This is a genomic window from Actinomadura barringtoniae (assembly GCF_017573505.1).
GTDB classification, from domain to species: Bacteria; Actinomycetota; Actinomycetes; order Streptosporangiales; family Streptosporangiaceae; genus Spirillospora; species Spirillospora barringtoniae.
The window spans coordinates 94,752-117,374 of record NZ_JAGEOJ010000014.1; the positions used below are offsets into that span (position 1 = coordinate 94,752).

The 22,623-nt window shown below is 72.7% G+C and carries 21 protein-coding genes; 5 read left to right on the plus strand and 16 right to left on the minus strand.

The window, feature by feature from the left end; all coding sequences use genetic code 11:
* Window positions 1-32 precede the first annotated feature (32 nt).
* The 3 genes from J4573_RS31965 to J4573_RS31975 form a co-directional block, all read right to left on the minus strand.
* A complete protein-coding gene (locus tag J4573_RS31965; RefSeq protein ID WP_208259652.1) occupies window positions 33-674 on the minus strand; it encodes an HhH-GDP family DNA glycosylase in 642 nt (213 codons plus the stop codon).
* A 75-nt stretch (window positions 675-749) separates the two neighbouring features.
* Complete coding sequence (gene rnhB, locus J4573_RS31970; RefSeq protein ID WP_372442925.1) at window positions 750-1,523, minus strand: ribonuclease HII; 774 nt, start codon at window positions 1,521-1,523, stop codon at window positions 750-752.
* Window positions 1,520-2,446: a haloalkane dehalogenase gene (locus J4573_RS31975; protein WP_208259653.1), complete on the minus strand. Its 927-nt coding sequence runs from the start codon at window positions 2,444-2,446 to the stop codon at window positions 1,520-1,522. Before J4573_RS31975 ends, rnhB begins: the two co-directional genes overlap by 4 nt.
* 139 nt (window positions 2,447-2,585) lie before the next feature.
* On the opposite strand from J4573_RS31975, the gene J4573_RS31980 reads away from it, so the two are divergent.
* Window positions 2,586-4,304 carry a serine/threonine-protein kinase gene (locus J4573_RS31980; RefSeq protein WP_208259654.1) on the plus strand — a complete coding sequence of 573 codons (1,719 nt, stop codon included), beginning with the start codon at window positions 2,586-2,588 and terminating at the stop codon, window positions 4,302-4,304.
* Between the two features lie 43 nt (window positions 4,305-4,347).
* Here J4573_RS31980 and J4573_RS31985 read toward each other — a convergent pair whose 3' ends face one another.
* Genes J4573_RS31985 through J4573_RS32000 form a run of 4 tightly spaced genes read right to left on the minus strand, consistent with a single transcriptional unit; the run spans window position 4,348 to window position 7,953 of the window.
* On the minus strand, window positions 4,348-4,953 hold the full coding sequence (locus J4573_RS31985) for a response regulator transcription factor (protein WP_208259655.1): 606 nt from the start codon (window positions 4,951-4,953) through the stop codon (window positions 4,348-4,350).
* Between the two features lie 17 nt (window positions 4,954-4,970).
* On the minus strand, window positions 4,971-6,203 hold the full coding sequence (locus J4573_RS56300) for a sensor histidine kinase (RefSeq protein ID WP_208259656.1): 1,233 nt from the start codon (window positions 6,201-6,203) through the stop codon (window positions 4,971-4,973).
* A gap of 50 nt (window positions 6,204-6,253) precedes the next feature.
* A complete protein-coding gene (locus tag J4573_RS31995) occupies window positions 6,254-6,982 on the minus strand; it encodes an ABC transporter permease (protein ID WP_208259657.1) in 729 nt (242 codons plus the stop codon).
* Window positions 6,979-7,953, minus strand: a complete 975-nt coding sequence (locus J4573_RS32000) for an ABC transporter ATP-binding protein (RefSeq protein WP_307797055.1) — start codon at window positions 7,951-7,953, stop codon at window positions 6,979-6,981. The genes J4573_RS31995 and J4573_RS32000 overlap by 4 nt, the downstream gene beginning before the upstream one ends.
* Before the next feature lie 174 nt (window positions 7,954-8,127).
* Here J4573_RS32000 and J4573_RS32005 point away from each other — a divergent pair, with 174 nt between their 5' ends.
* Together J4573_RS32005 and J4573_RS32010 are read left to right on the plus strand one after the other, a co-directional pair.
* Window positions 8,128-10,788 (plus strand): AAA family ATPase, encoded by a 2,661-nt coding sequence (locus tag J4573_RS32005; RefSeq protein WP_243773892.1) that lies wholly within the window; start codon window positions 8,128-8,130, stop codon window positions 10,786-10,788.
* 27 nt (window positions 10,789-10,815) lie between these two features.
* A complete protein-coding gene (locus J4573_RS32010) occupies window positions 10,816-11,880 on the plus strand; it encodes a winged helix DNA-binding domain-containing protein (RefSeq protein WP_208259659.1) in 1,065 nt (354 codons plus the stop codon).
* A gap of 12 nt (window positions 11,881-11,892) precedes the next feature.
* Here J4573_RS32010 and J4573_RS32015 read toward each other — a convergent pair whose 3' ends face one another.
* Window positions 11,893-12,513, minus strand: a complete 621-nt coding sequence (locus J4573_RS32015; RefSeq protein ID WP_208259660.1) for a TetR/AcrR family transcriptional regulator — start codon at window positions 12,511-12,513, stop codon at window positions 11,893-11,895.
* An 86-nt stretch (window positions 12,514-12,599) separates the two neighbouring features.
* Here J4573_RS32015 and J4573_RS32020 point away from each other — a divergent pair, with 86 nt between their 5' ends.
* Together J4573_RS32020 and J4573_RS32025 are read left to right on the plus strand one after the other, a co-directional pair.
* On the plus strand, window positions 12,600-13,349 hold the full coding sequence (locus tag J4573_RS32020) for an SDR family NAD(P)-dependent oxidoreductase (protein ID WP_208259661.1): 750 nt from the start codon (window positions 12,600-12,602) through the stop codon (window positions 13,347-13,349).
* Window positions 13,350-13,374: 25 nt separating this feature from the next.
* Entirely contained in the window at window positions 13,375-14,073 is a 699-nt protein-coding gene (locus tag J4573_RS32025; RefSeq protein WP_208259662.1) for a histidine phosphatase family protein, read from the plus strand.
* Here the strand turns inward: J4573_RS32025 and J4573_RS32030 are convergent.
* The 8 genes from J4573_RS32030 to J4573_RS54420 all read right to left on the minus strand — a co-directional run bounded on the left by J4573_RS32030 (window position 14,070) and on the right by J4573_RS54420 (window position 22,610).
* Window positions 14,070-14,858, minus strand: coding sequence for a putative hydro-lyase (locus tag J4573_RS32030; protein WP_208259663.1), 789 nt, complete (start codon window positions 14,856-14,858; stop codon window positions 14,070-14,072). The genes J4573_RS32025 and J4573_RS32030 overlap by 4 nt on opposite strands.
* A 20-nt stretch (window positions 14,859-14,878) precedes the next feature.
* Window positions 14,879-15,244: a UCP033725 family protein gene (locus tag J4573_RS32035; protein WP_208259664.1), complete on the minus strand. Its 366-nt coding sequence runs from the start codon at window positions 15,242-15,244 to the stop codon at window positions 14,879-14,881.
* Complete coding sequence (locus J4573_RS32040; protein ID WP_208259665.1) at window positions 15,241-17,973, minus strand: TY-Chap domain-containing protein; 2,733 nt, start codon at window positions 17,971-17,973, stop codon at window positions 15,241-15,243. Before J4573_RS32040 ends, J4573_RS32035 begins: the two co-directional genes overlap by 4 nt.
* 45 nt (window positions 17,974-18,018) lie before the next feature.
* Window positions 18,019-19,005 (minus strand): SseB family protein, encoded by a 987-nt coding sequence (locus J4573_RS32045; RefSeq protein ID WP_243773893.1) that lies wholly within the window; start codon window positions 19,003-19,005, stop codon window positions 18,019-18,021.
* Window positions 19,006-19,081: 76 nt separating this feature from the next.
* Window positions 19,082-20,695, minus strand: a complete 1,614-nt coding sequence (locus J4573_RS32050; RefSeq protein ID WP_372442928.1) for a hypothetical protein — start codon at window positions 20,693-20,695, stop codon at window positions 19,082-19,084.
* A 115-nt stretch (window positions 20,696-20,810) separates the two neighbouring features.
* A complete protein-coding gene (locus J4573_RS32055) occupies window positions 20,811-21,038 on the minus strand; it encodes a hypothetical protein (RefSeq protein ID WP_208259666.1) in 228 nt (75 codons plus the stop codon).
* A gap of 161 nt (window positions 21,039-21,199) precedes the next feature.
* Window positions 21,200-21,910 carry a cytochrome b/b6 domain-containing protein gene (locus J4573_RS32060; protein WP_208259667.1) on the minus strand — a complete coding sequence of 237 codons (711 nt, stop codon included), beginning with the start codon at window positions 21,908-21,910 and terminating at the stop codon, window positions 21,200-21,202.
* Window positions 21,897-22,610, minus strand: a complete 714-nt coding sequence (locus J4573_RS54420; protein ID WP_208259668.1) for a molybdopterin-dependent oxidoreductase — start codon at window positions 22,608-22,610, stop codon at window positions 21,897-21,899. Before J4573_RS54420 ends, J4573_RS32060 begins: the two co-directional genes overlap by 14 nt.
* Between the last annotated feature and the right edge of the window lie 13 nt (window positions 22,611-22,623).

Here is a 22,623-nt window from a genome sequence, read left to right on the forward strand (position 1 = left end):
TAAGAAGACGGAAGAAGTACGAGCGCGGGCCGTCAGCGGTGGCCGCCCTTGCCGATCTCATCGGCGAGCTTCTTGTCGCGCGCGACGCGGACGAGGGCGGCGGCGAAGCGGGCCAGGTCCTTGTCGGTGACCAGCCCGGCGAGCGCGTCCGGCTCGGTCGGCAGGCCGAGCCGTTCGGCGCCCTTCTGGCAGAGCGCGTCGAAGTAGGGGCGCAGCCACGGCCAGATGGCCTGCGCCTCGCGGCAGAAGATGTCCACGCCGGTCGGGCCGATGCCGGGGAACTCCTTGAGGAGCTTGGCGACGCGCTGGGTGTCGCGTTCGGCCTCCATGGCGAGGCGCCGCAGGTCGCCGCCGTAGCGGTCCTGGACCTGTTCGGCCATGTCGCCGAGCCGTTCCGCGGTGCTCTCGTCGTACCGCACATAGTGGCCGCGGCCGAGGGCGTCGACGCGTTCCTGCCAGGTCAGCTTGGCCATGCCGCGCGGCGTCCCCCCGCCCGCCGCGAACAGCTCCTTGGCGGCGTCAAGGGCGATCTCCGAGGAGATGCGGGTGCTCAGCAGATTGGTCATGACCAGCAGCTTGAAGAGCGTCGCCGGTTGATCCTTCAACGGGAACCCGGCCTCTTCGGCGAAGGTGGTACCGGCCTCGTGCAGCAGTTTGCGTACGACAGCGTCCATGACCTCGTCCTCCCGTCTTCACCGGCGATTTACCCCGGACGACCGGATTGACTCAAAGGACTGGTTCGCCTGTCTTTAAAGCAGGCTGAGCTGGCCTTCTCCGGCCAACGGGTCGCGATGCCGCTTGAGATGCCGCCACTGGGGGAGATCGTCGAGATACGACCAGGACATCCGGTGGCGCGGCGTCGGCCCGTGCGCCTTCAGCGCCTCCTGATGAACGGGTGACGGGTAGCCCGCGCTCTCGCCGAACCCGTACGCCGGGTGCTCGCGTCCGAGCTCGGCCATCAGCCGGTCGCGGTGGACCTTGGCCAGCACCGACGCCGCCGCGACCGTCACCGAACGCTGGTCGGCCTTGATCTCGCACCGCACGGGCCAGCGCCGCTTCAGGAAGTCCTTGTCGCCGTCGAGGATGACCATGTCGGGCCGCTGCGGTAGCCCTTCCAACGCGCGGACGGCCGCGCGCCGCAGCGCCTCGGTCATGCCGACCTCGTCGATCTCCTCGGGGCCGGCCGCTCCGATCGCGTGCGCGATCAGCCAGTCCGGCAGCACCTCGGCGAACGCCTCGCGGTGCGCGGCGGTGAGCAGCTTGGAGTCGGTCAGCTTGACCGTCTTCTTCCCGCGCCCCGGCAGCTCCGGCGGCTCGCTCAGGTCCGTGACGGCCGCGCAGACCACGACCGGGCCCGCCCAGGCGCCGCGCCCGACCTCGTCCACCCCGGCGATCCGCCCCGCGACCGGCACCGCGCCGGTCTCGCACAGGTGCCGCTCGATCTCGTACCCGGCCGCCTTGGGCGGCCTGCGCCGCGCGGCCGCCTCGAACCCCGGAAGGGCGTCATCGGTCGTGTCGGTCAAGGAGTCCCCCGGACGAAAGTGACGATCTCGCGGCCGAGGCGTTCCCCCTCGTCCTCCTGGAGGAAGTGCCCCGCGCCCTCGATCGTAGGGTGCGCGAGCCCGGCCTGCGGCAGGGACGCGGCGCCCGGTACGAGCTGGAGGAACAGCGGCGCCATCGGGCCGGTGATCGGGTCCTGGTCGCTGAAGGCCACCAGGAACGGCTTGTCCCAGCCGCGCAGGACGTCCCAGGCGTCCCGGTTGGGCTGGGCCTCCGGGTCGTCGGGCTCGGCGGGCACCAGGCCGGGCATGGCGCGCGGCCCCGCCTTGAACGACTCGTCGGGGAACGGCGCGTCGTAGGCGGCCCGGACCGCCTCCGGCAGCTCGGTGCGGCAACCGGACTGGATCCCGCGCGCGACGTCGAACTCCGGGGACGTACGAACGGCCTGGCGGAACCGCATCCAGGTCTCGGGCATCGGGAAGTCCCCGGTCGGCAGCCCCGTGTTGGCCGCCACGATCCGCGCGAACCGTCCGGGATGCGCCACCGCCAGCCGCAGCCCGATCAACCCGCCCCAGTCCTGCCCGACGAGCGTCACGTCCCGAAGATCAAGGGCGTCGAAGACGAGCGACCGCGTCCACTCGATGTGCCGCGCGTACGAATGATCGTTGATCTCCGTGGGCTTGTCGGAACGTCCAAAACCGACGAGATCGGGAGCGATCACCCGCAGTCCCTCGGCCGCCATGACACGGATCACATGCCGGTACAGAAACGACCAACTCGGCTCGCCGTGGAGGCACAGGACCACCGGCCCGTCGGCCGGTCCGGCCTCGACATAGGCCATCCGCAAAGTCCCCCCGACCTGGTCGGGGATCTCGGCGTACCGGGGCTCGAAGGGGAAGTCGGGCAGGTCGGCGAAACGGTCATCAGGGGTACGCAGCATCCGCATGGCGCCCACTATGTCAGTGAACGCTTGCACGGTAACGTGCGGCTTCGTGCCGGAAATGTGTCCTACCTGCGGTTGGGCCGGGTTGTACGGTAGGCGCGCTGCACGGTAGGCGGGCACGCACACGGGGTGAGGGGAAGAGATGGAGGCTCTGCGGCCGACGGATCCACGCCGGCTGGGGGAGTACGAGGTCGAGGGGCGCCTTGGCGTCGGCGGCCAGGGGGTCGTCTACCTGGGCCGGACGCCCGAGGGCACACCGGTCGCGATCAAGCTGCTGCACCCGGGCCTGACCGAGGACGCCGAGGTCAAGTCGCGGTTCGTGCGCGAGGCAGGGGCGGCCCAGCAGGTCGCCCGCTTCTGCACCGCCCAGATCCTCGACGTGAACGTCGACGACGATCAGCCGTACGTGGTCAGCGAGTACGTCCCGGGCCCCTCCCTGCGCCATCTGGTCTCCGAGCAGGGGCCGATCACGGGCGCCGACCTGGAGCGCCTGGCGATCGGCATGGCGACGGCGCTGACAGCGATCCACCGGGCCGGCATCGTGCACCGCGACTTCAAGCCCGCCAACGTCCTGATCGGCCCCGACGGCCCCCGGGTGATCGACTTCGGCATCGCCCGCGCGCTGGACGTCACCGCCACCCAGACCGGCGGGCAGCCGGTCGGCACGCCCTCCTACATGTCGCCCGAGCAGCTGGACGGCAGGGCCGCCGACCCGGCCATGGACGTCTTCGCGTTCGCCGCCACGCTGGTCTTCGCGGCCAACGGCACGCCGCCGTTCGGCCAGGACACCATCCCGGCCGTGGTCGCCCGCATCCTGCACCGCGATCCCGAGCTGGGCGATCTCTCCGGAACGCTCCGCGAGGCCGCGGCGGCCTGCCTGGCCAAGGACCCGGCCGACCGGCCCACCTCCCAGGAGCTCCTGCTCGTCCTGCTGGGCCAGGGACCGGCGCCGGCCCGTACCGAGAACGCCCTGAGCATGCTCAACGCGGGCAAGGCCGCCGCCGGCGACGCGGGCCGTACCCGCGCCGAGCCCGCCGCCACCGCCGCCCAGGCCGCCGGGCACGCCTCAGCCTCCGAGACCTCTCCGTCCCTCCGTGACGCGCGCGAGGCCCGCAACGCCCGCGCCGCCGTCGATCCCACCGGCTCCCGCGCCGCGGCGGCGGGTGCGGCGTCCGCGGTGGCGGCCCGGCCGAGGGCCGCGGCCGCGCATTCCGCCGGACCTCCGCCCGACCTGACCTCGCCCCGCGATCCGGCCGGCGACACCCAGGCGCCCCGCCCGAGGAGCGGCGCCCGCAAGCGCGCCGTCATCCTCGGCGCCGCAGTGATCATCGCGTTGCTCGCGATCGGGATCCCGCTGGGCATCCGCACCCAGGACCAGCACCAGCCGATGTCCAAGGCGAGCGCCGGCCAGCCCGGCGACGTCCCGTCGGTCCCGGCGGACGGCAGCGATCCCTCGGCGCGTCCCACGTCGTCGAAGTCCTCCCGTCCCGCCGGGACGTCCAGCTCGCCCACGCCGACCTCCAGCAGCCCGCGTCCCACCCGCTCCACGCCGACCACCCCGGGCAAGCCCACCGGGGAGCCCGTCTACGGCACGCTGGAAACCCAGCACTACGGGGTCGATCTCGGGCCGGGCCACTGGGGCAGCCACTCGTTCTCCATCAGGGCCACGGGCGGCCCGGTGAAGTGGACGTCGTCCACTTCGGGTCCGGTCAGCGCGCCGGCGAGCGGGTCGGTGGCCGCCGACAGCCAGTCGGAGGTCACCGTGACACAGGACCCGGACGCCCCGACCACCGGTGACGCGACGCTCACGCTTCAGGGCGAGAAGAACACCATCACGATCACCATTCACTGGACTCCGTGATCCCACCTCGGGTCCCACCTCGGATCCCACCGCGCCGGGCCCGTCAGAGCCAGCCGTTCTGGCGGGCGGTGCCGACGGCCTCGATGCGGTTGCGGGCGCCGGTCTTGCCGATCGCGGCGGACAGGTAGTTGCGGACGGTGCTCTCCGACAGGTGCAGGGTGGTCGCGATGTCGGCGACCGTGGCGCCGTCGGCCGCCGCCGCGAGCACGTCGCGTTCGCGCTCGGTGAGCGGGTTCGGGCCGACCGAGAGCGCGGCGGTGGCGAGGGTGGGGTCGACGACCTGCTCGCCCGCCAGAACGCGGCGGATGGCGCCGACGAGCTCCTCGATGGGCCCGTCCTTGACCAGGAAGCCGCTCGCCCCGGCCTCCATCGCGCGGCGCAGGTAGCCGGGGCGGCCGAACGTGGTGACGATCAGGACCTTGCAGACGGGGAGGTCGCGGCGCAGGTCGGCGGCGACGTCCAGGCCGCTGCGGCCGGGCATCTCGATGTCCAGGACGGCGACGTCGGGCCGGGTCTCCAGGGCCGTCGCCAGGACCTCGGCGCCGCTCGCCACCTGGGCGACGACCTCGACGTCCTCCTCGAGGCCGAGCAGGAGCGCGAGGGCGCCGCGCATCATGCCCTGGTCCTCGGCGAGCAGAACTTTGATCAACGTGATTCCTCCCGGCCCTATTCTGGCGGCTCGGCCGGGACGCTCACGCGCAGGGTGAAGCCTCCGGCGGGGGAGGGCGCGGCGGTGACCGTGCCGCCCGCGGCCGCCATCCGCTCCTTGAGGCCGTTCAGACCGTGCCCGCCAGGGCCGATCGACAGCCCGCCGGGCACGTCCGGCGGCCCGCCCGTGCCGTCGTCGCGGACCTCCAGCACGATCTCGTCGTCGGCGCGGCGCAGGGTGATCTCGCAGTGCGCGGCGCCGCTGTGCCTGATCACGTTGGTGACGCCCTCGCGGACCGCCCAGCCGAGGGCGGCGTCCGGGCCGGGCAGGAGCGCGAGGTTGTCGCGGCGGACCGAGACCTCGATCCCGGCGTCGGCGAGCGCGGTGCGGGCCGCGTCCAGCTCGCCCGGCAGGCCCCGGCCCCGGTAGCCGGTCACGGCCAGGCGGACCTCGCCGAGCGCCTCGCGGCCGATGTTCTCGATGTCGGCGGCCTGCTCGGCGGCCACCTTGGGGTCGCGTTCGGCGATCAGCCGTACGGCCTGGGACTTCACCACCATGATCGACAGGGTGTGGCCGAGGAGGTCGTGCAGGTCGCGGGAGAAGCGCAGGCGTTCCTGCTCCACGGCGGCCTCGGCCAGCTCCTCGCGCGCCTCCCTGAGCATCCCGATCACGCCGAACAGCCGGATCACGATCGAGGTCACCAGGGCGGCGGTCGCGGTTCCCGAGGCGTAGCCGAAGACGCTGCTGCCCTCCTCGCCGTTCAGGAGCGGGACCAGGACCGACAGGACGGTCGGGGTGCCGACGAGCGCGAGCAGGGGGAAGTCTGGGCCGTCGACGCGGGCGCCGACATGCCCGGACACCACCCCGGAGGCGAGCCCGAGCAGCGGGAAGATCGCGTACCCGCCGCGGAACCCGACGGTGAAGGCCACGACCGCCGCGCCCATCGCCAGGAACAGGCCGATCGCCACGCGCAGCGGGACGCGGGCGTCGAACGAGGTGATCACCGTCGCGCAGTAGAGCACCGCGATCACCACCAGGGGCGGGACGGCCACCCAGACCGGGTAGCGGCCGTGGTTCTGGGCGAGCGGTATGAGCAGCAGGAACGTCCAGAAGCACAGGGCCCCCGAGTGCGGGCCGCTCCGGTCGATCCGCTCCAGATCGACGTTCGGGCGCCGGGGAACGCCGTTCCCCTTCATGCTCTCCACCAGCGGCCGCACGCCGTCCACCGGCGGCCGCACGCGTCGCCTCACCGGCTGATCGTTCTGTTCACGCACGTCAGCGTATGCCTCCGTCACCATGGCTAGGCCGTACGGGTGGAACGGCGGTAGGCGTAGACCGCGAAGGCGGTGAACGCCGCCGCCCAGGCGGCCAGGACCAGCACCGCCGCGGGCGCCGGGGCGCTGCCGTCGATCACCCGCCAGGACAGCTGCCCGTACCGGTTGATCGGGGTCGCGGTAGCGACGTGCGCCAGCCAGCCGGGGAACTTGGAGATCGGGAACCACAGGCCGCCGAGCAGCGACAGGCCCATGTAGCAGACCAGGCCCGCCATCTGCGCCTTCTGCGCGGTGAGCAGGTAGCCGAAGCCGGTCGCGAGCACGGCCATCGGCGCGATGCCCAGCCACAGGAGCGCGAACACCGCCGCCCACCGGCCCGCCGGCAGCGACACCCCGTTCACCAGCCCGCCCGCCAGGCACACCGCGACGATCGGCGGCAGCGCGACCGCCATCGCGCACAGCGTCCGGCCCAGCACGACGTCGACCGGGCGCATCGGCAGGAGGCGCAGCTGCCGGATCCAGCCGAGCGGCTTGTCCTCGGAGATCGCCACGCCGTTGGTCATCACCGCGCCGACCGCGCCGAACGCCGCCATCCCGACCATCGAGTACAGGCCCGCGTCGTCGCCCTGCCCGGTCAGGTCGAGGTTGGTGAAGACCAGGTACATGGTCAGCGGGCTGATCAGGCTCATCACCAGGTAGCCGGGGTCGCGCAGGATCCGGATCATCTCCAGCCGCACGTAGTGCAGGATCATCATCGGGTCGCTCCCGTGGGGGTGGTCGTGGTGGCTTTGGACGAGCCGGTGAGGGTGAGGAACGCCTCCTCCAGGCCGGCGCCCTTCACCTCCAGGTTCCGCAGCAGGCCCGCCTGCGCGAGCGCCATCACGGTCGCGTCGGAGTCGGTGGTGTGCAGGTGGGCGCGGGTGCCGCGGACCTCGCTGCTGACCACGTGCGGGAGCGCGTCCAGGTCGGTGAACGAGCCGGTGAAGTCGACGCTGACCGTACGGCCGGGAACGCGGCGCTTGATGTCCTCGCCCGTCCCGTCGGCGATCACCTTGCCGCGGTCCACGACCACGATCCGGTCGGCCTCGGCGTCGGCCTCCTCCAGGTAATGGGTCGAGAACAGCACCGTGCTGCCGCGCCCGGCGTACGCGCGGATGGCGGCCCACAGCTCGCGCCGCGCCTCGATGTCCAGCCCGGTCGTCGGCTCGTCCAGCACGATCAGGTCGGGCGCGCCCGCCACCGCGATCGCGAACCTGACCCGCTGCGCCTGCCCGCCCGACAGCCGGTCCGCGCGCCGCCCGGCCAGGTCGGCGATCATCGCGGTCTCCATCAGCTCGCCGGCCGGCGGTACCGGCCGGCCCTTGCCGGTGTAGGTGCGGTGGACGAACGTCACGAGCTCGCGCACGGTCACGCCGGGGATGAGGCGCCCGGTCTGCGGCATCGCGCCGATGCGCCCGCTGCGCACGGCCCGCTCCGGCGTCTCGCCGAACACCGCGACGCGGCCGGAGTCGGGCGGGATCAGGCCGAGCATGAGGCCGATGGCGGTCGACTTGCCCGCGCCGTTCGGGCCGAGCAGTGCCACCGTCCGGCCGCACGCCAGATCGAGCGTCAGGCCGTCAACAGCCCGGACGCCGGTTCCGCCCTTGCCGGGGTAGCTCTTGGTGACCTCGCGGAGGCTCACCGCGGTCGTGCCGAGCTCCGTGTCGTGTCCGCTTTCGTTTGTCACATGTGAGACGTTACGAACGGGCGGAACCGCTTCGGCAGAGCCGCAAATCCGCTCTTGGGCAGTACAAATGTCCCTGGTTCCGCCGGGGGCCGACGCGCGACACTTACGGCAGGAGTCAACGAACCACATGCGAGGAGTCCCGTTCGGGCGAGTCCTGCGCTTTACTCACCTGTGATGGCTCAGTTCTGGAGATCCCGCTCCCGCTCGGCGGTGGGCACCGCGACGCGGGATCTTTTCGAGCGCCTCCGGATGCGGTACTTCCAGATCCAGCCGGGGCTGCGCTTCCTCGGCGGCGTGCTGCTGCTGGTCCTGGTGGTCGCGCTCGCCGTGCTGTGGAACGCACCGGTGCTCAGCGTCGCCGTGTTCGCGCTGATCCTGCTGATCGTCGTGCACCTGATCCTGCGGTCGCCGTCGGGGATGGCGGTGGTGTCGGTCCTCGTCGGCTGGATGGTGTTGTCGGTGCCGCTGGGGCATCTGTTCCCCGGTCACGAGGACGGCCCGCCCTACCTGAACCCGGCGTTGCTGCTGGCGCTGCTCGCCCTGCCGGTCGCGTTCGTGGCGCTGCGGTTGCGCGGGTACGCGCCGTGGCGCACCGCGATCCTCGCGCTCGGCGCGGCCGGGTTGGCGACGGCGGCGCTCGCGCACGTGCTGCCGATGCTGAACGTCGCGCCCGCCTGGATCGCCGCGCTGGCCGTTCTCGGCTACCGCTGGGACCAGGCCCGGCGCGCGGTGCCCGCCGAGGCCTACGACACCGGCTGGGTCCAGGAGCAGTCCAACCAGAAGGGTGACGGGATGACGGTTCCCGGGAAGCCCCGTTCCGACCGGCGCTCGGACAAACGCGGTGGATCCTCCGACAAGCGGGGCGGGGCGTCGGACAAGCGAGGCGGGCCGTCCGCGTCCGACAAGCGCGGCTCGTCCGACAAGCGAGGCGGCTCCTCGGACAGGCGCTCGGGATCGGGCTCCGGCTCCGGGTCGGGTTCCGGGGCGGATGAAGGCGTGCCCGTCTCCACGCAGGCGGCCTACGACCAGCGTGCCGCTGCGCAGGCGAGGGACGCGGGCGGGCCCGGCGACTTCGACGACGAGGAGCTGGGCACCGCCGACGAGCCGCCGGAGATCTCGGTCGCCGACGCGCTCGCCGAACTCACCGAGATGATCGGGCTGGAGCCGGTGAAGCGGCAGGTCAGGTCGATCGCCGCCTCGATAGAGGCCGCGCACCTGCGGGCCGCCGCCGGGGTCCCGACCGAGAAGCCGATGCGGCACTTCGTGTTCGTCGGCCCGTCCGGCACCGGCAAGACCACCGTCGCCCGCGTCCTCGCCAAGATCTTCTACGCGTTCGGGCTGCTGCCCTCGCCGGCCGTCGTCGAGGCGCACCGCGCCGACCTGGTCGGCGAGTTCCTCGGCGCGACCGCCATCAAGACCAACCAGCTCGTCGACTCCGCGCTCGGCGGCGTGCTGTTCGTGGACGAGGCGTACGGGCTGGTCAACGCGGGCGAGGGCCAGCCGGACCGGTTCGGGAACGAGGCCGTCCAGACGCTGCTGAAGCGCGCCGAGGACGACCGCGACAACCTGGTCATCATCCTGGCGGGCTACGAGGCGCAGATGACCGAGTTCCTGGACTCCAACCCGGGCCTGGCCTCCCGCTTCGGCACGCGCGTGCACTTCCCGTCCTACAGCCCGGCCGAGCTGCTGCGCATCGCCGAGTACCACACCGGCCTGCGCGACGACCGGCTCGACGACGACGCGCGGCGGCTGCTCACCACGCGCTTCGAGGAGGTGCGGCGGCGCGGCATCGTCGACGAGCTCGGCAACGGCCGGTTCGTCCGGTCGCTGACCGAGGCGGCGGCGCGCGCCCGCGACGTGCGGGTGATGGAGGGCGCGGCGCACGCCAAGCCGACCGCCGACGAACTGGTCACGCTGCGGGCCGAGGACGTCGAGAGCGCGTTCGCCGAGCTGACCGAGCGCTACCGCGGCTACGCCGAGACGCCGACGATCGACGAGGCGCTCAGCGGCCTGGACGCGATGATCGGCCTGTCGGCGGTCAAGCGGCAGGTCCGCGAGATCGCCGCGCAGCTGCAGGTCGCGCAGATGCGGGCCGAGCAGGGCCTGGCCACGCGCCCGCCGACCCGGCACTTCGTCTTCACCGGCCCGCCCGGCACCGGCAAGACGACCGTGGCGCGCGTGCTCGGCGGCATCTTCTCGGCGCTCGGGCTGCTCGCGCGGCCCGCGGTGGTCGAGGCGCAACGGGCCGACCTGGTGGGCGAGCACCTGGGCGCGACCGCGCTCAAGACCAACAAGGTCATCGACTCCGCGCTCGGCGGCGTGCTGTTCGTGGACGAGGCGTACGCGCTGACCAACCCCGGTTACACCGGCGGCGACGCGTTCGGCGCGGAGGCCGTCCAGACGCTGCTGAAGCGCGCCGAGGACGACCGGGACCGGCTCGTGGTGGTCCTGGCCGGCTACGAGGGCGACATGGACCGCTTCCTGTCCTCCAACCCCGGCCTGGCGTCCCGCTTCGACGCGCGCGTCGCGTTCCCCTCGTACGGGCCGGACGAGCTGCTGCAGATCGCGCAGCTGCTCGCCGAGCAGGAGGGCGACCGGTGGGAGGAGAGCGCGCTGGACGACCTGGCGATGGCCTTCCAGCGCGTCGTCGGGCTCGGCCGGATCGACGAGATGGGCAACGGCCGGTTCGCCCGTTCCCTGTACGAGAAGGCGTGCGCGTCGCGCGCGATGCGGGCGGCGCAGCTGGGCGCGGCGGCGACCCCGGCGGACCTGACCGTGCTGACGCCGGACGACGTGCACGCGGCCTTCGCCGAACTGTCGGCGCGGCTGCACTGACGTGCCCGTTCGCGATGTAATCGGATCATGCGGTCGCTGACGTGGGCACAGGTGCTGGGCTGGCGCACGCGCCGGCAGTTCGTCGAGACATCCGTCGATGCCGGCGCGGTCGAGATCGCGCGGCGGCTGGCGGGCGTACAGGCTCAGGTCGCGTCGGCGGCGGAGCTCGCGGTGGCGCTGCGGCAGGCCGAGCCCGCGGGCGACGTCCCGCGCTCGCTGGAGGAACGTTCACTGGTCAAGACGTGGGCGATGCGCGGCACGCTGCACCACCTCCCGGCGGACGAGCTCGGCGCCTACCTGACGTTGTGCGCGCTGGTCCGCAACTGGGAGAAGCCCATCTGGCAGCGCAACTTCGGCGCGACCCCGGCCGACCTGGAGGCGATCGCGGGCGCGACCCGTACGGCCCTGGCCGGGGGAGCGGTGCTGACCCGCGAGGAGCTCACCAAGGCCGTCGTGGAGGAGACCGGCTCGGACCACCTGGCCGAGGTGCTCGGCTCGGGCTGGGGAACGCTGCTGAAGCCGCTGGCCTGGTGGGGCGTTCTCTGCTTCGGGCCGTCACAGGGCAACCGGGTGACCTTCACCGCGCTCGATCCCGCGTGGCGCATGCCTGAGGTGGACGAGGCCGCGCGCGTGGTCGTCCGCGCGTTCCTGGGCGCGCACGGGCCCGCGACGATGGACATGTTCGACAACTGGCTGATGCGCAAGACCAACCGCAGGAAGGACGTCAAGGCGTGGTTCGCCGCCGTCGAGGACGAGCTGGCGACCGTCGAGGTCGAGGGCGTGCCGATGTACGTCCGGTCCGAGGACCTCGACGAGCTTGCGGGCGCCGAGCCGAGCCGTTCGGTGCGGCTGCTGGGCGGGTTCGACCAGTACGTGCTGGGCGCGGGAACGAGCGCGACGTACCTCATCCCGGAGGAGCGTCGCCGCGAGGTCAGCCGGTCGGGCGGCTGGATCTCGCCGGTCGTGGTGTACGAGGGGCGCGTCGCCGGGGTGTGGGACGCCAAGGACGGAGACATCGCGGTGACGACCTTCGAGGACGTTCCCAAGGGCCTGCTGGCCGACGAGGTCGATCGGGTGCGGGCGCTCGTTTAGTCGCTGGCGAGGCTAGTCGCTCGTGGGCGGTGGCTGGCTGCTCGTGGGCGGGGGCCAGGTGGCCAGGGTGAGGTCTACGGCGCGGTGCAGCTGGTCGGCGGTCGCTCCGCCGGCGGCCTGGACCGAGAGGCCGTACGCCGCCATCCAGGTGTAGCGGGCCAGGGCGTCGGTGTCGGTGTCCGGCGGGAGATCGCCCTCGGTCGCCGCGCGGTCGAAGCGTTCGCGCAGCCGGTCGTGGGCGGCCTGGCGGCGGGCGGCCATCTCGCGCTGGATGCCGCCGCCCTGCTCGCTGGTGGCCAGGGCGCCCTGCACGAACAGGCACCCGATCGGCCCCGACTCGGTCGTGGTGGTGACCGCGCCGCGCAGGATCGTCTCGGCGGTGGCGCGCGCCGTGGGCTGCTCGAACGCCGTCTGGACGTAGCTGGCGGGCCCGTCGGTGTAGCGGTCGAGGGCCTTGAGGAAGATCGCCTCCTTGTTGCCGTACGCGGCGTACAGGCTCGGCCGGTTGATGCCCATCGCCGCGGTGAGGTCCGACAGCGCGGTGCCGTCGTAGCCGTGCCGCCAGAAGACCTCCATCGCGCGGTCGAGGCGTTCGTCGAGATCGAACTCGCGCGGCCGTCCGGTCTGCGCCATCGAGATCCCCCCTTGCTTCTTCAGTACCGATCGGTATAGTACTCCACGACTTCAATACCGTTCGGTACACAAGTGGAGGATCCGACATGAGCAAGGTGCTGGACGGCAAGGTCGCGCTGGTCACGGGCGGGTCGCGGGGGATCGGCGCGGCGATCGCGCGGGCGCTGGCGGCGGCCGGGGCGGACGTGGCCATCGGCTTCGCCGCGTCCGCCGACCGGGCCGCCGCCGTCGCGCGCGACCTGGAGGCCGAGGGCGTACGGGCCTCGGCCTACAAGGCGGACCAGGCAGACCCGGCGCAGGTCGCGGCACTGGTCGACGCCGTGGTCGCCGACTTCGGCCGGCTGGACATCCTGGTCAACAACGCCGGCGTGCTCGCGCCCGGCGGCGTCGGCGACGGGGAGATCGACGCGGCGGCGATCGCCCGCATGTACGCGGTCAACGTCGAGGGCGTGGTGAGCGGCATCCGCGCGGCCGCCAAGGTGATCGGCGACGGGGGCCGGATCATCACGATCGGCTCCAACCTGTCGACCCGCGCCGCGTTCCCCGGCCTCGCGGACTACTCGGCGACCAAGGCGGCGGTGATCGGGTTCTCCAAGGGCGCGGCGCGCGACCTGGCGCCGCGCGGCATCACCGTGAACGTGCTGCAGTCCGGGTCGGTCGACACCGACATGAACCCCGCCGACGGCCCGTCCGCCGACGCGCAGCGCGCGCAGAACGCGATGGGGCGCTATGGGCGGCCGGAGGAGATCGCCGCCGGGGTGCTGTTCCTGGCGAGCCCGGGCGCCTCGTTCGTCACCGGGACCGAGCTGATCGTCGACGGCGGCGCCCTGGCATGATCCACCGGTCGTCTAGGGTCGCCCTGTGACGACCGCAGAACAGACGGAATACAAGCAGGAGCCGTACGAGCCACCGCCCGGCGCGGTCGAGTTGCTGCTCGTCCGGCACGGAGCCTCCGAACCCGCGCGACCTGACGCGCCGTTCCCGCTGGTGGACGGCCATGGCGACCCGGCCCTCGCGCCCGAGGGCCTGCAGCAGGCGCGGCAGGTGGGCGAACGACTGGCCGGGATACGGCTCGACGCCGTCTACGTGACCAACCTGCGGCGCACCGCGCAGACCGCCGAGCCGCTGCTGAGCCGGAACGGCCTGAAGGCGCGCGTCGAGCCCGGCCTGCGCGAGGTCCACCTCGGCGAGTGGGAGGGCGGGCTGCTCCGCAAGATGGTCGCCGAGAACGGGCCGCTCGCGCAGCGCGTCTGGGCGGAGGAGCGCTGGGACGTGATCCCGGGCGCCGAACCGGCCGAGGCGTTCGCCGCGCGGGTGCGCGACGCGATCGACCGGCTGGCCGCCGCGCACCCGGGCGAGCGGATCGCGGCGTTCACCCACGGCGGCGTGATCGCGCAGGCGCTCGCGCTGGCCAGCGGGTCGCGGCCGTTCGCCTTCATCGGCGCCGACAACGCCTCGATCTCCTCGCTGGTGGTGATCGACGGAACCTGGGTCCTGCGGCGCTTCAACGACATCGCCCACCTGGAGACCTCGGGCGCGGGCTTCAGCCCGATGGGCTAAGGCGCATCACTGACGTCGGCGATGAACATGCGGCCTGGGGAGTGGGTGATGGCGAACTCCGGCTTGCTGGCCATGACGACTGCCTGCGGTGTTACGCCGCAGGCCCAGAAGACCGGGACGTCGCCGGGGGCGAACTCGACGGCGTCGCCGAAGTCGGGGCGGTCCAGGTCTTGAATGCCGATCTCGGCCGGGTCGCCCACGTGAACGGGCGGGCCGTGCATCTCGGGGTGGCGGCCGCTGACCTCGATGGCCGTCGGCACCATCGCCTCGGGGATCGGGCGCATGGAGACCACGAGCGGGCCGCTCAACCGGCCCGCCGGCTCGCACGGGCGGTCCGTCACGTACATCGAGACGTTGCGGCCCTGGCCGATGTGGCGGACCGGCACCCCGGCCGCGGCCAGGGCTGCCTCGAAGCTGAAGCTGCACCCGAACAGGAACGCGACCAGGTCCGGCCGCCAGAGTTCGAGGGCGTCGCCGACCTCGCCCGTCAGGACGCCGTTCTCGTAGATCCGGTAGGCGGGCAGTTCTGTTCGGAGGTCGGCCTCCGGGGCGACCGCTCGCGGATGCGGGTCGCCGGGGTCGGTGACGTCCAGCAGCGGGCACGGCGCGGGGTTGCGGTGGGCGAAGAGCAGCGCGTCGAACGCCAGGTCCTTCGGCACCACGAGGAGGTTGGCCTGCGCGTACCCCCGGCACCAGCCGCTGGTCGTCGCGGGGGACACGCCCGTGCGGAACAGCGCCCGTGCCTGGGAAGGGGTCAGCACCGACGGTTGATCGGGGAAGCTCATGCGCGGGGTTATACCCCGACTTAGACCGTTTCCTCGCGGAGGTTCTCGACCTCGCTCCGCGGCGCCCACGCCTGGTAGACGCCCCGGTCGAACGGCTCCAGCCCCAGCCGTTCCGCGATCGGCGCCTTGCCGCCGGTGTACTCCACCCGCAGCCACGCCTCATGCTCGCCCAGCACCACGAACGGCTCGCCCTGCCACGTGCACAGCGTGTTGACGTACGACAGATGCTCGACCTCGGCCGCGGGCACCACGCGCACGAACCGTTCCGGTGTGACCTGCGCGAACCCGTCCTCGGGCCGGGCCGAATACAGCCGCACCTGCGGCCCGTCCGGACTGGCCTCCCACTCCGTGCCGCGCCAGCCCGCGAAATACCCGTGCCGGATCATCGGCCCACCCGCCGCCAGGTGTCGCGGTCCGCGTCGAACCCGGCGATCAGGATCTCCCGGCCCGAGGCGTCGAGCCGGTACATCTCCGCCCCGTGCGGAAGCCGCTGGCTGTCCACCTTGAACTCCGGAATCGCCGACCCCTCACCCGGCGCGTACCCCGAACCGGGGAACGGCGCCTTCTCGATCACCCAGCCGCCCGGAATGATCCCCATGCTCCACTCATCGATCCCCCCGAACGGCCGCCGGAACAGCGCAGGCTTCAACGCGGGCCACCGGATCACGTAGATCTCGTCATCCCTCGCCGAGAACGGCGACCCCTCATAGACCAGACCCAACCCCCGCACGAGCAGGGCCGGCGTGCTCAACTCGGCCACATCCTGCAGCCGATGCACATACCCCGCGATCCGGTCGTACCCGCCGTCCAGGTAGTGCGTCACATGCTCGGGCCGCACCACCTTCTGCATGACGACGAGCGCGGTCCCGTCATAAGGCTCACCCGCAGGAGAGTCCTGCGCACCCGGATGAGCCCCATCGCGCGCCGCGTTCGCCACTTGCGAGGTCGCCCCACCCGCCCGGTCGTTCGCGCCACTGCCGGAGGGTGTCTCTCTGCTCGGCCGGGCAGCCGTCTCGTCGAACGCGCTACTGGAGGGCGCACCTGCGGTCGGTGCGGTCCCTGGTTGGTCGTGCGCGCCAGGGCTGGAGGGCGCGCCCGCGCGTGGGCCGGGGCTCCCTTGGCCGTACACGCCAGGGGTCCTGCCCTCCTGGTCCTGCCCGCCCGCGCCAGAAGGTGCCCCCGCGTGCGGAGCGGCGCCTGCCTGGTCGTATGCGCCGCTGGAGGGTGTGCCCCTGCTCTGCCTGGCGGCCGTGTCGTCGAACACGCTGGGCCCCGAGGAAGCGCCCGCGCGCGGGGCGGCGCCTGGTTGCTCGTACGCGCCTGGACTTGAGGGCGCGCCGCTCGGCGTGGCGCCTGGTTGGTCGTTCGCGCCCGTGCCAGGGCCCGTCTGCGCGGGAGCGCCGGTCTGGTCGTACGGGCTGGGAACGATGGGCGTGCCCATGGGCGGGGTGGAACTCGCTTGGTCGTACGCGCCGGGAGTGGTGCCGCCATGGTCCTGGCCGCCCGGGCCGGAAGGAGCGTCCGCGTGCGGAGTCGCGCCCGCTGGGGCGTACGGGCCGGCTGCGGAGGGTGCGCCTCTGCTCGGTGTGGCGCCAGCCTGGTCGTACGTGCCGGGGCTGGATGGTGCGCCCGCGCGTGAAGCGGCGCCCGGTTGGTCGTACCCGCCGGAGCCGGCGGGCGCGCCCGCATGTGGGGTGGCGCCCACGCGGCCATGATCGCTCGGGCCGGCAGGCGTGCCCGCGCGCGAAGGTGCGCCTGATTGGTCGTACGCGCTGGGACTGGAAGATGCGCCCGCGCGTGGGGTGGCGCCCGCCTGGTCGTGCCTGCCCGGGCCGGAGGGCGCGGCTGCGTGTGGTGCGGCGTCTGCTGGGGCGTTCGCACCGGGACGGGAGGGCGCGCCCGCGCGTGGGGTGGCGCCCGCCGGGTCGTGCGCGCCCGGGCTCGCCGGCACGCCTGCGCGCGGGGTGGCGCCTGCCGGGTCGTATGCGCCAGGCGGCGAGGACGCGCTCGAACGCGGGGATGCGCCTGCGCGGGGCTTGGTGCGGATGTCGTCGCGGGTGCTCGGCGTGGGGCCGGCGACGCGGACGTCGCCCTCGCTTGGGACCGGGCGTTGCTGGTCGTGGGTGCTCGGGACGATGGGGGTGCCCGCGGGCGGGGTGGCGTCTGCGGGGGGAGACTGCGCGGCGGCGGGTGGTCTGGCGGGGGTGTCGTCGCGGGTGGCGACTGGGTCTGGGGCGGTGTCGCTGGGGCCGCCGGTCTGGTCGTAGGTGCCGCGGTCGGGGGTGAAGGGGTTCGCGGGGGCTTGGGTGCCCGGGACCAGGTGGGCGGCGTCCAGGTAGGCGGCGCTGGGGAGGCCCGGGTTGATGGCCAGCTGCCAGTCGGGATGGGGCCAGTCGCGGGCCAGCTCGGGGAGGCGGGCCGGGCGGTGGTGGACGGCCTGGCCGCGCAGGGAGTGGTCCATGGCCTCGGGGGAGGTGAACGCCAGGACGAACGTTCCGTCGCCGAACTGTGCGGTGGCGTAATGGTGCTGGGCGGTGGGGTTGCCCGGGATGGGGAGGTAGAGCACCACGTCCGCGAGGAGGTCCAGGTAGGCCTGCTGGTCGCCGCGTTCGCGGGCGGAGGTCAGGGCGGACTCCAGTTCGGCGCCGGTGACCTTTTCGGGTTCGTCCACCACCTCGGGGATGGCCAGGGGGATGCCCAGGCCGGGGAGCGCGAGGGGGCCGCCCTGGTGGCTTGCCTGGTAGACCAGCTCCAGAGGCGAACGTACGGCGTAGACGTCGCGGAAGGCGGCGGCCATGCGCAGGGCCATGTTCTCGCAGGCGATGGCCTGTTCGTCCACGGCGCTGCGGTCGGTCATGGAGATGCGGTGCCACCAGTTGCGGCGGTCGCGTTCGTCCGGCGGGTGCCAGCCGAGCTCGGTGAGGCGCTTCTCCTGGCGGGCCACGAGGGGGTAGGGCAGGAACGCGCTGCCGACGGCCTCGGCGTCCAGGGAGTTCCGGCTGCGCATGGCCTGGACGTAGGGGATGCCGCCGGGTCCCTGCACGATGAGGAACGACTGCACCGGGAGCCTTGACAGCTCGGCGGTCAGCCGGTCGGCGAAGTCCTTCCAGTCCAAGGGCCCGTCTCTCGCGTGGTGGTTACCCGTGACCGTACCCGTTGGTCACTCGCCCCAGGGAGCCGGGATCGCAACGGGTGTCCAGACGCCGCCGATGGCGTCGTAGACGGCGACCGGGGTCTCCTCGCCCTCGCCGGGCCAGTACCAGAGGCGGGTGCCCTGGGGGGCTCGGATCGGGATGGGGGCCTTGTCCGGAACGGGGGCGGCCATGACGGGCTGCTGGGGGGCGGGGATCAGGCGGGCCACCGCGGCCTGGTCCAGATGGACCTCGCTGGGCAGGCCCGCGTTGATGGCCAGCTGCCAGGCGGGGTCCGGCCAGGCCTGCGCCAGGGCGGCGAACGTGGTGCGGCGGTAGAGACCCTGCCCGAGCGACTCGGGGGAGGTGAAGACCATCACGTACGTGCTGCCGCCGATGGAGGTGGTGGGGAACTTGGCCGAGTCGGGGTCCTCGACGTCCTGCGCGGTCGCGGGCATGACCAGGTCGGCGGTGAGCAGCAGCTGGAAGTAGGTGGTGTGGTCGCCGCGCTGCTTGGCGTCGGCCAGGCGGGTCTCCAGGTCGTCAGGCGCCGAACGCCGCTGGGAGCTGATGCGGGACGGGTCGGCGGTGTCCAGGCCGAAGTCCAGCAGCTCGATCAGGCCGGTGCCGTGCCGGTGGAACGACTCGTACACCAGGTCCGAGGGGCGCCGCACGCCCTGGACGTCGCGCAGGGCGGTGACCATCACGTCCGCCAGCCGCGAGTGGTCCTCGACCGACGACACGGCGGGCAGCTCGGTCCACCAGTTCCGCGGGGAGGGCTCGGCGGGCGGCCGCCAGCCGGACTCGCTCATGACCTCTTCGTCGGCGAGCGTGAGCAGCAGGGGACCGTCCAGGAAGTTGTTGCTGACGGCCTCGGCGTACAGCCGGTCCGGCTCCCGCATCGCCTGGACGTAGTGGCGGCTCTCATCGCGTTCGCGCACGATGAGGATGGTGTCCCTCTCAAGACCCGCCAGCTCGCGCCCCAGACGCCGGGCGAACTCGGACCACTCCAACAAGATCACTCCCTACCCCACCGGGTGCTGCCCCCGAGATCGATGATTGTCGTCCCGGCCGCCGCTGGCAAACCAGAGTTCACTCCGGAGGCGGTTCGTGACGGAGGACACGCAGGGCCTCGCGTAGATCTTCGCCGGTCAGGTCGCGATCGAGGACGCCGATCAGTTTGTGCAGGATCTCGTGCCGCTCGTACCCCACGTCGAGCAGGGCCTGCGCGGTCTCCCACAGCTGCGGTGGATCACCCTCCCACAGCCGTACGGTGAGCCGCTCGTGCGAGTCCAGGTGGTCGGGCGGCGCGCCGGGGTGCTCGAACTCCAGCATCACGCGGCGGTCTCCCGTGTCGGACGGATCGAGGGTGGCCAGGTCGATCACGCCGTGCCGGCCGGACAGGCGGTGCCTGCCCGACAGGAAGGGCAGGGCGAACGCTCGGCGGGGGAGGGCCTCCAGGTCTCCGTCGGGCAGCAGCCGGTCGACGAGCTCGCGTTCCAGCCCGAACGCCGACGGGTCGCGGTAGGACTCGGCGAAGGCGTTGGTGGCGCCCCAGACCGCGTCGAGGGTGGCGCGGATCCCCTCCTCGGGGAGGCCGGAGATCCGCCCGGCCCAGCGGACCCAGGCCGCCAGAACGTGGGGGACGGCCTCCTGCTCTGCGGGGGAGAGCAGGACCTTGCGGGGCAGCCAGTCGAGCAGGAACATCTCGCACTTGATCGGGCTGACCCGCAGCGGGCGGCCGTAGTCGTACGCGCAGCCGTAGTCGATGATCCGGTCGACGCAGCGGCTCGCGGCCGACACGTCCGACAGCTCCTCGGCCTCGTCGGAGGCCAGGAACCGGACGGCGAGCGCGGCGCGGCGGTCGGCGCTGTAGGACTGTGCCTGCGGCGTGCGGCCGCCGGGCGGCAGCGCGCGGATCCGGGCGCGCACGAACGCGTGGTAGGAGCCGAAGTTCTCGTTCACCGGCGGCCGGTCGGTCGCGTCGGTGAAGTCCAGCGCGCTCTGCAGCAGCGCCCGCGTGTCGCGCGGGTCGATCTGCTCGAACCGCATCAGCGGGTTGACCCGGCCCTCGTGGCGGCAGTGGTCCAGCAGCTTGTCGACCTGGGACGACACCCACGCGTCCCGGACCATCCCGGCGGCCGGGTCGGCGGCGGGCTCGGCGGACGTGCCGACCGGCTCGGCCTTGTTGCGGTCGACCAGCACGACCAGGGCGTGCCGTTCGGTGCCCCCGTAGGTGTAGGTGCAGACGATCGACTCCTGGTCGCCATAGGCGTCCTTGGAGGTGTAGCACTCCTCGTGCGCGACCATCCCGACCCGGTCGGCCCAGCCGGGGCGGGCGACGCCGCGGTCCATCAGCTCCAGCGCGGTCTGCTCGGCCTTGGCGGCCTGCCGGGTGGTGCCCAGGTAGCCGATCCCGGTGAGGAGCGCGAGGGCGGCGGGCGTCCCGGCCCGGCCGGCGTAGTCGATCAAGGCCTCGCCGATGACCTCCTCGACCCCGCCGGTCTCGCTGAGATCGACCCGGTGGCCCCACCAGGACCCGAGGATCTCGCTGACGATCAGCTCGGCGTCCAGCGGGCTGCGCACGGCCAGGAGCTCCCGGGCATGGCGCAGCATGTCGTCGAAGATCGCGGAGACCTCGTCGGACGGCGGCGGCCGGTCCCGCGCGGGATCCCCGGAGGGACGGCGGTGGCTGCGGGGACTCACGTTCCCTAGCTTCTCAGATCTGCTGCCGGACGGTGTCCAGGACTCGGGCCCCGGGCGTTCGGGCCCGGCTCCCCGAGGCCGTTCCGCGGCTCCGCGGGGCCGGGTCGCAGAGCGTTCATCGGTCGGGGGTGGGCGGGATCGACTTGACCATGCCCACCAGGTGCTCGCGGGCCATCCGCTCCACGCTGTCGGGGCTGGCGACCAGCCCCAGATGGGTCATGCACGCCCGTACGTCGGCGACGCAGCGCTCGACCGTGTCGGGGGTGAAGACTCCGAACTCCCTGGCGAGACGCTGCGCCAGCAGGTCGCGGGTCTCGCTCCGGTGATCGGCAAGTGCGGGCATCTGCGAACCACACCCTCCGCGGCGAGAGTCCCGGCGGGCGGGATCTCCGCCGGGGAGGCGAGACGCGGAACGGGACAGGAGGAGCACCGCCGCGCAACCTCGCCTCGATGTCACATTCCATATCGAGGGCGGGCGGTGTCAAGGGCCTGGCGGGGTGGTATTCAGACTTCCGCACCTTCGTTCCCGCCGCGTTCACGGGAACGGTCCACAACGTCCACCCAGCCCGCGTGGTGGCGCTTCGCCCACGACCTGTTCACCCGGCCCGTGAGCATGCCCGTGAGCGCGCCCGGGTCACGGAACGCGTACCAGAGGTGCCCAAGTGTCACCACGGCGATCGCCAAGAACAGCCAGTCGTGCACAAAGGTCGCACCGGTCCGCCAGTTGTCCGGCCACGGGCCGGGGAAGGTCAGCATCGTTCCGGTCGCGAGCATCACCAGGATGGCGCCGGCGGTGAACGAGGCGTTCAGCTTCTGCCCGGCGTTGAACTTGCCCACCGGGACGATGCCCCGCCCGTCCATCACGTACCGGCGGTCGCGCCGCTTCAGCCACTCCCGGTCGTGCGGCCCGAAACGGTTCAGCCTCCGCACATCACTGCGGAACGCCCGCGAGACGAGCCCGAGGATCACCGGCACCGGCAGCGCGAACCCGCACCACACGTGGATCGTCTTGATCAGCTCGCGCCGCCCGACCGCGGTGGCCAGCGACGGAACGTACAGCAGCGCCGCCGTGACCAGGCACGTCAGCATCAGCAGCGCCGTCACGTGATGGATCGCCCGCTCCGCCCGCGAGAACCGCGCCAGCCACGCGCGGGCGGCCGGCCGGTCGGCGTCGGGCCGGTCCGCGGCGGATCGATCGGCGTCAGGTGGGTTCATCGTCGCGTCCGTTCGATCGGCCGACCCAGGCGTCCACGTCGTAGCCGCGGCGTTCCCAGTAGCCGGAGCGGACCCGGTCGACCACCTCGATGCCGCCCAGCCACTTGAGCGACTTGTAGCCGTACATGGGGGCGACGTAGAGCCGGACGGGGCCGCCGTGGTCGTGGGTGACGGGGCCGCCGAGCATCTCGGTGGCGACCAGCACGTCGCGGCGGCGGGCCTGGTCCATGGTCAGCGACTCGGTGTAGACGCCGTCGAACGAGGTGAACCGGATCGCCTTGGCGCCCTCGCCCACGCCGACCGCCTCCAGCAGGTCGGGCAGGGCGACCCCTGCCCAGCCGACGTCGGGGACGCGCCAGCCGGTCACGCACTGGAAATCGCGGGTCATCCGCGTCTGGGGGAGCTTCGCCAGGTCGGCCATGCCGAACGAGCGCGGCTCGCGCACCATCCCCTTGACGGTGATGCGGAACGTCTGGGGATCGGGTTTCTTCACGCCGCCGGTCACCGAGTAGAAGCGGAAGCCGCCGCCCGCCGCGGGCAGGACGCCCTCCAGCCCCCGTACGGGAGCCAGCGTGCGGTTCACCTGCCGCTGCACCGAGGCGCCGACCACCACCCCGGCCGCGCCGAGGCCCAGCATCCCGAGCACGATCCGCCGTCCCACCGGCGGACCGCCCACCTCGGGTTCGTCGTAGTCGTTCACCTCTCCATTCGAG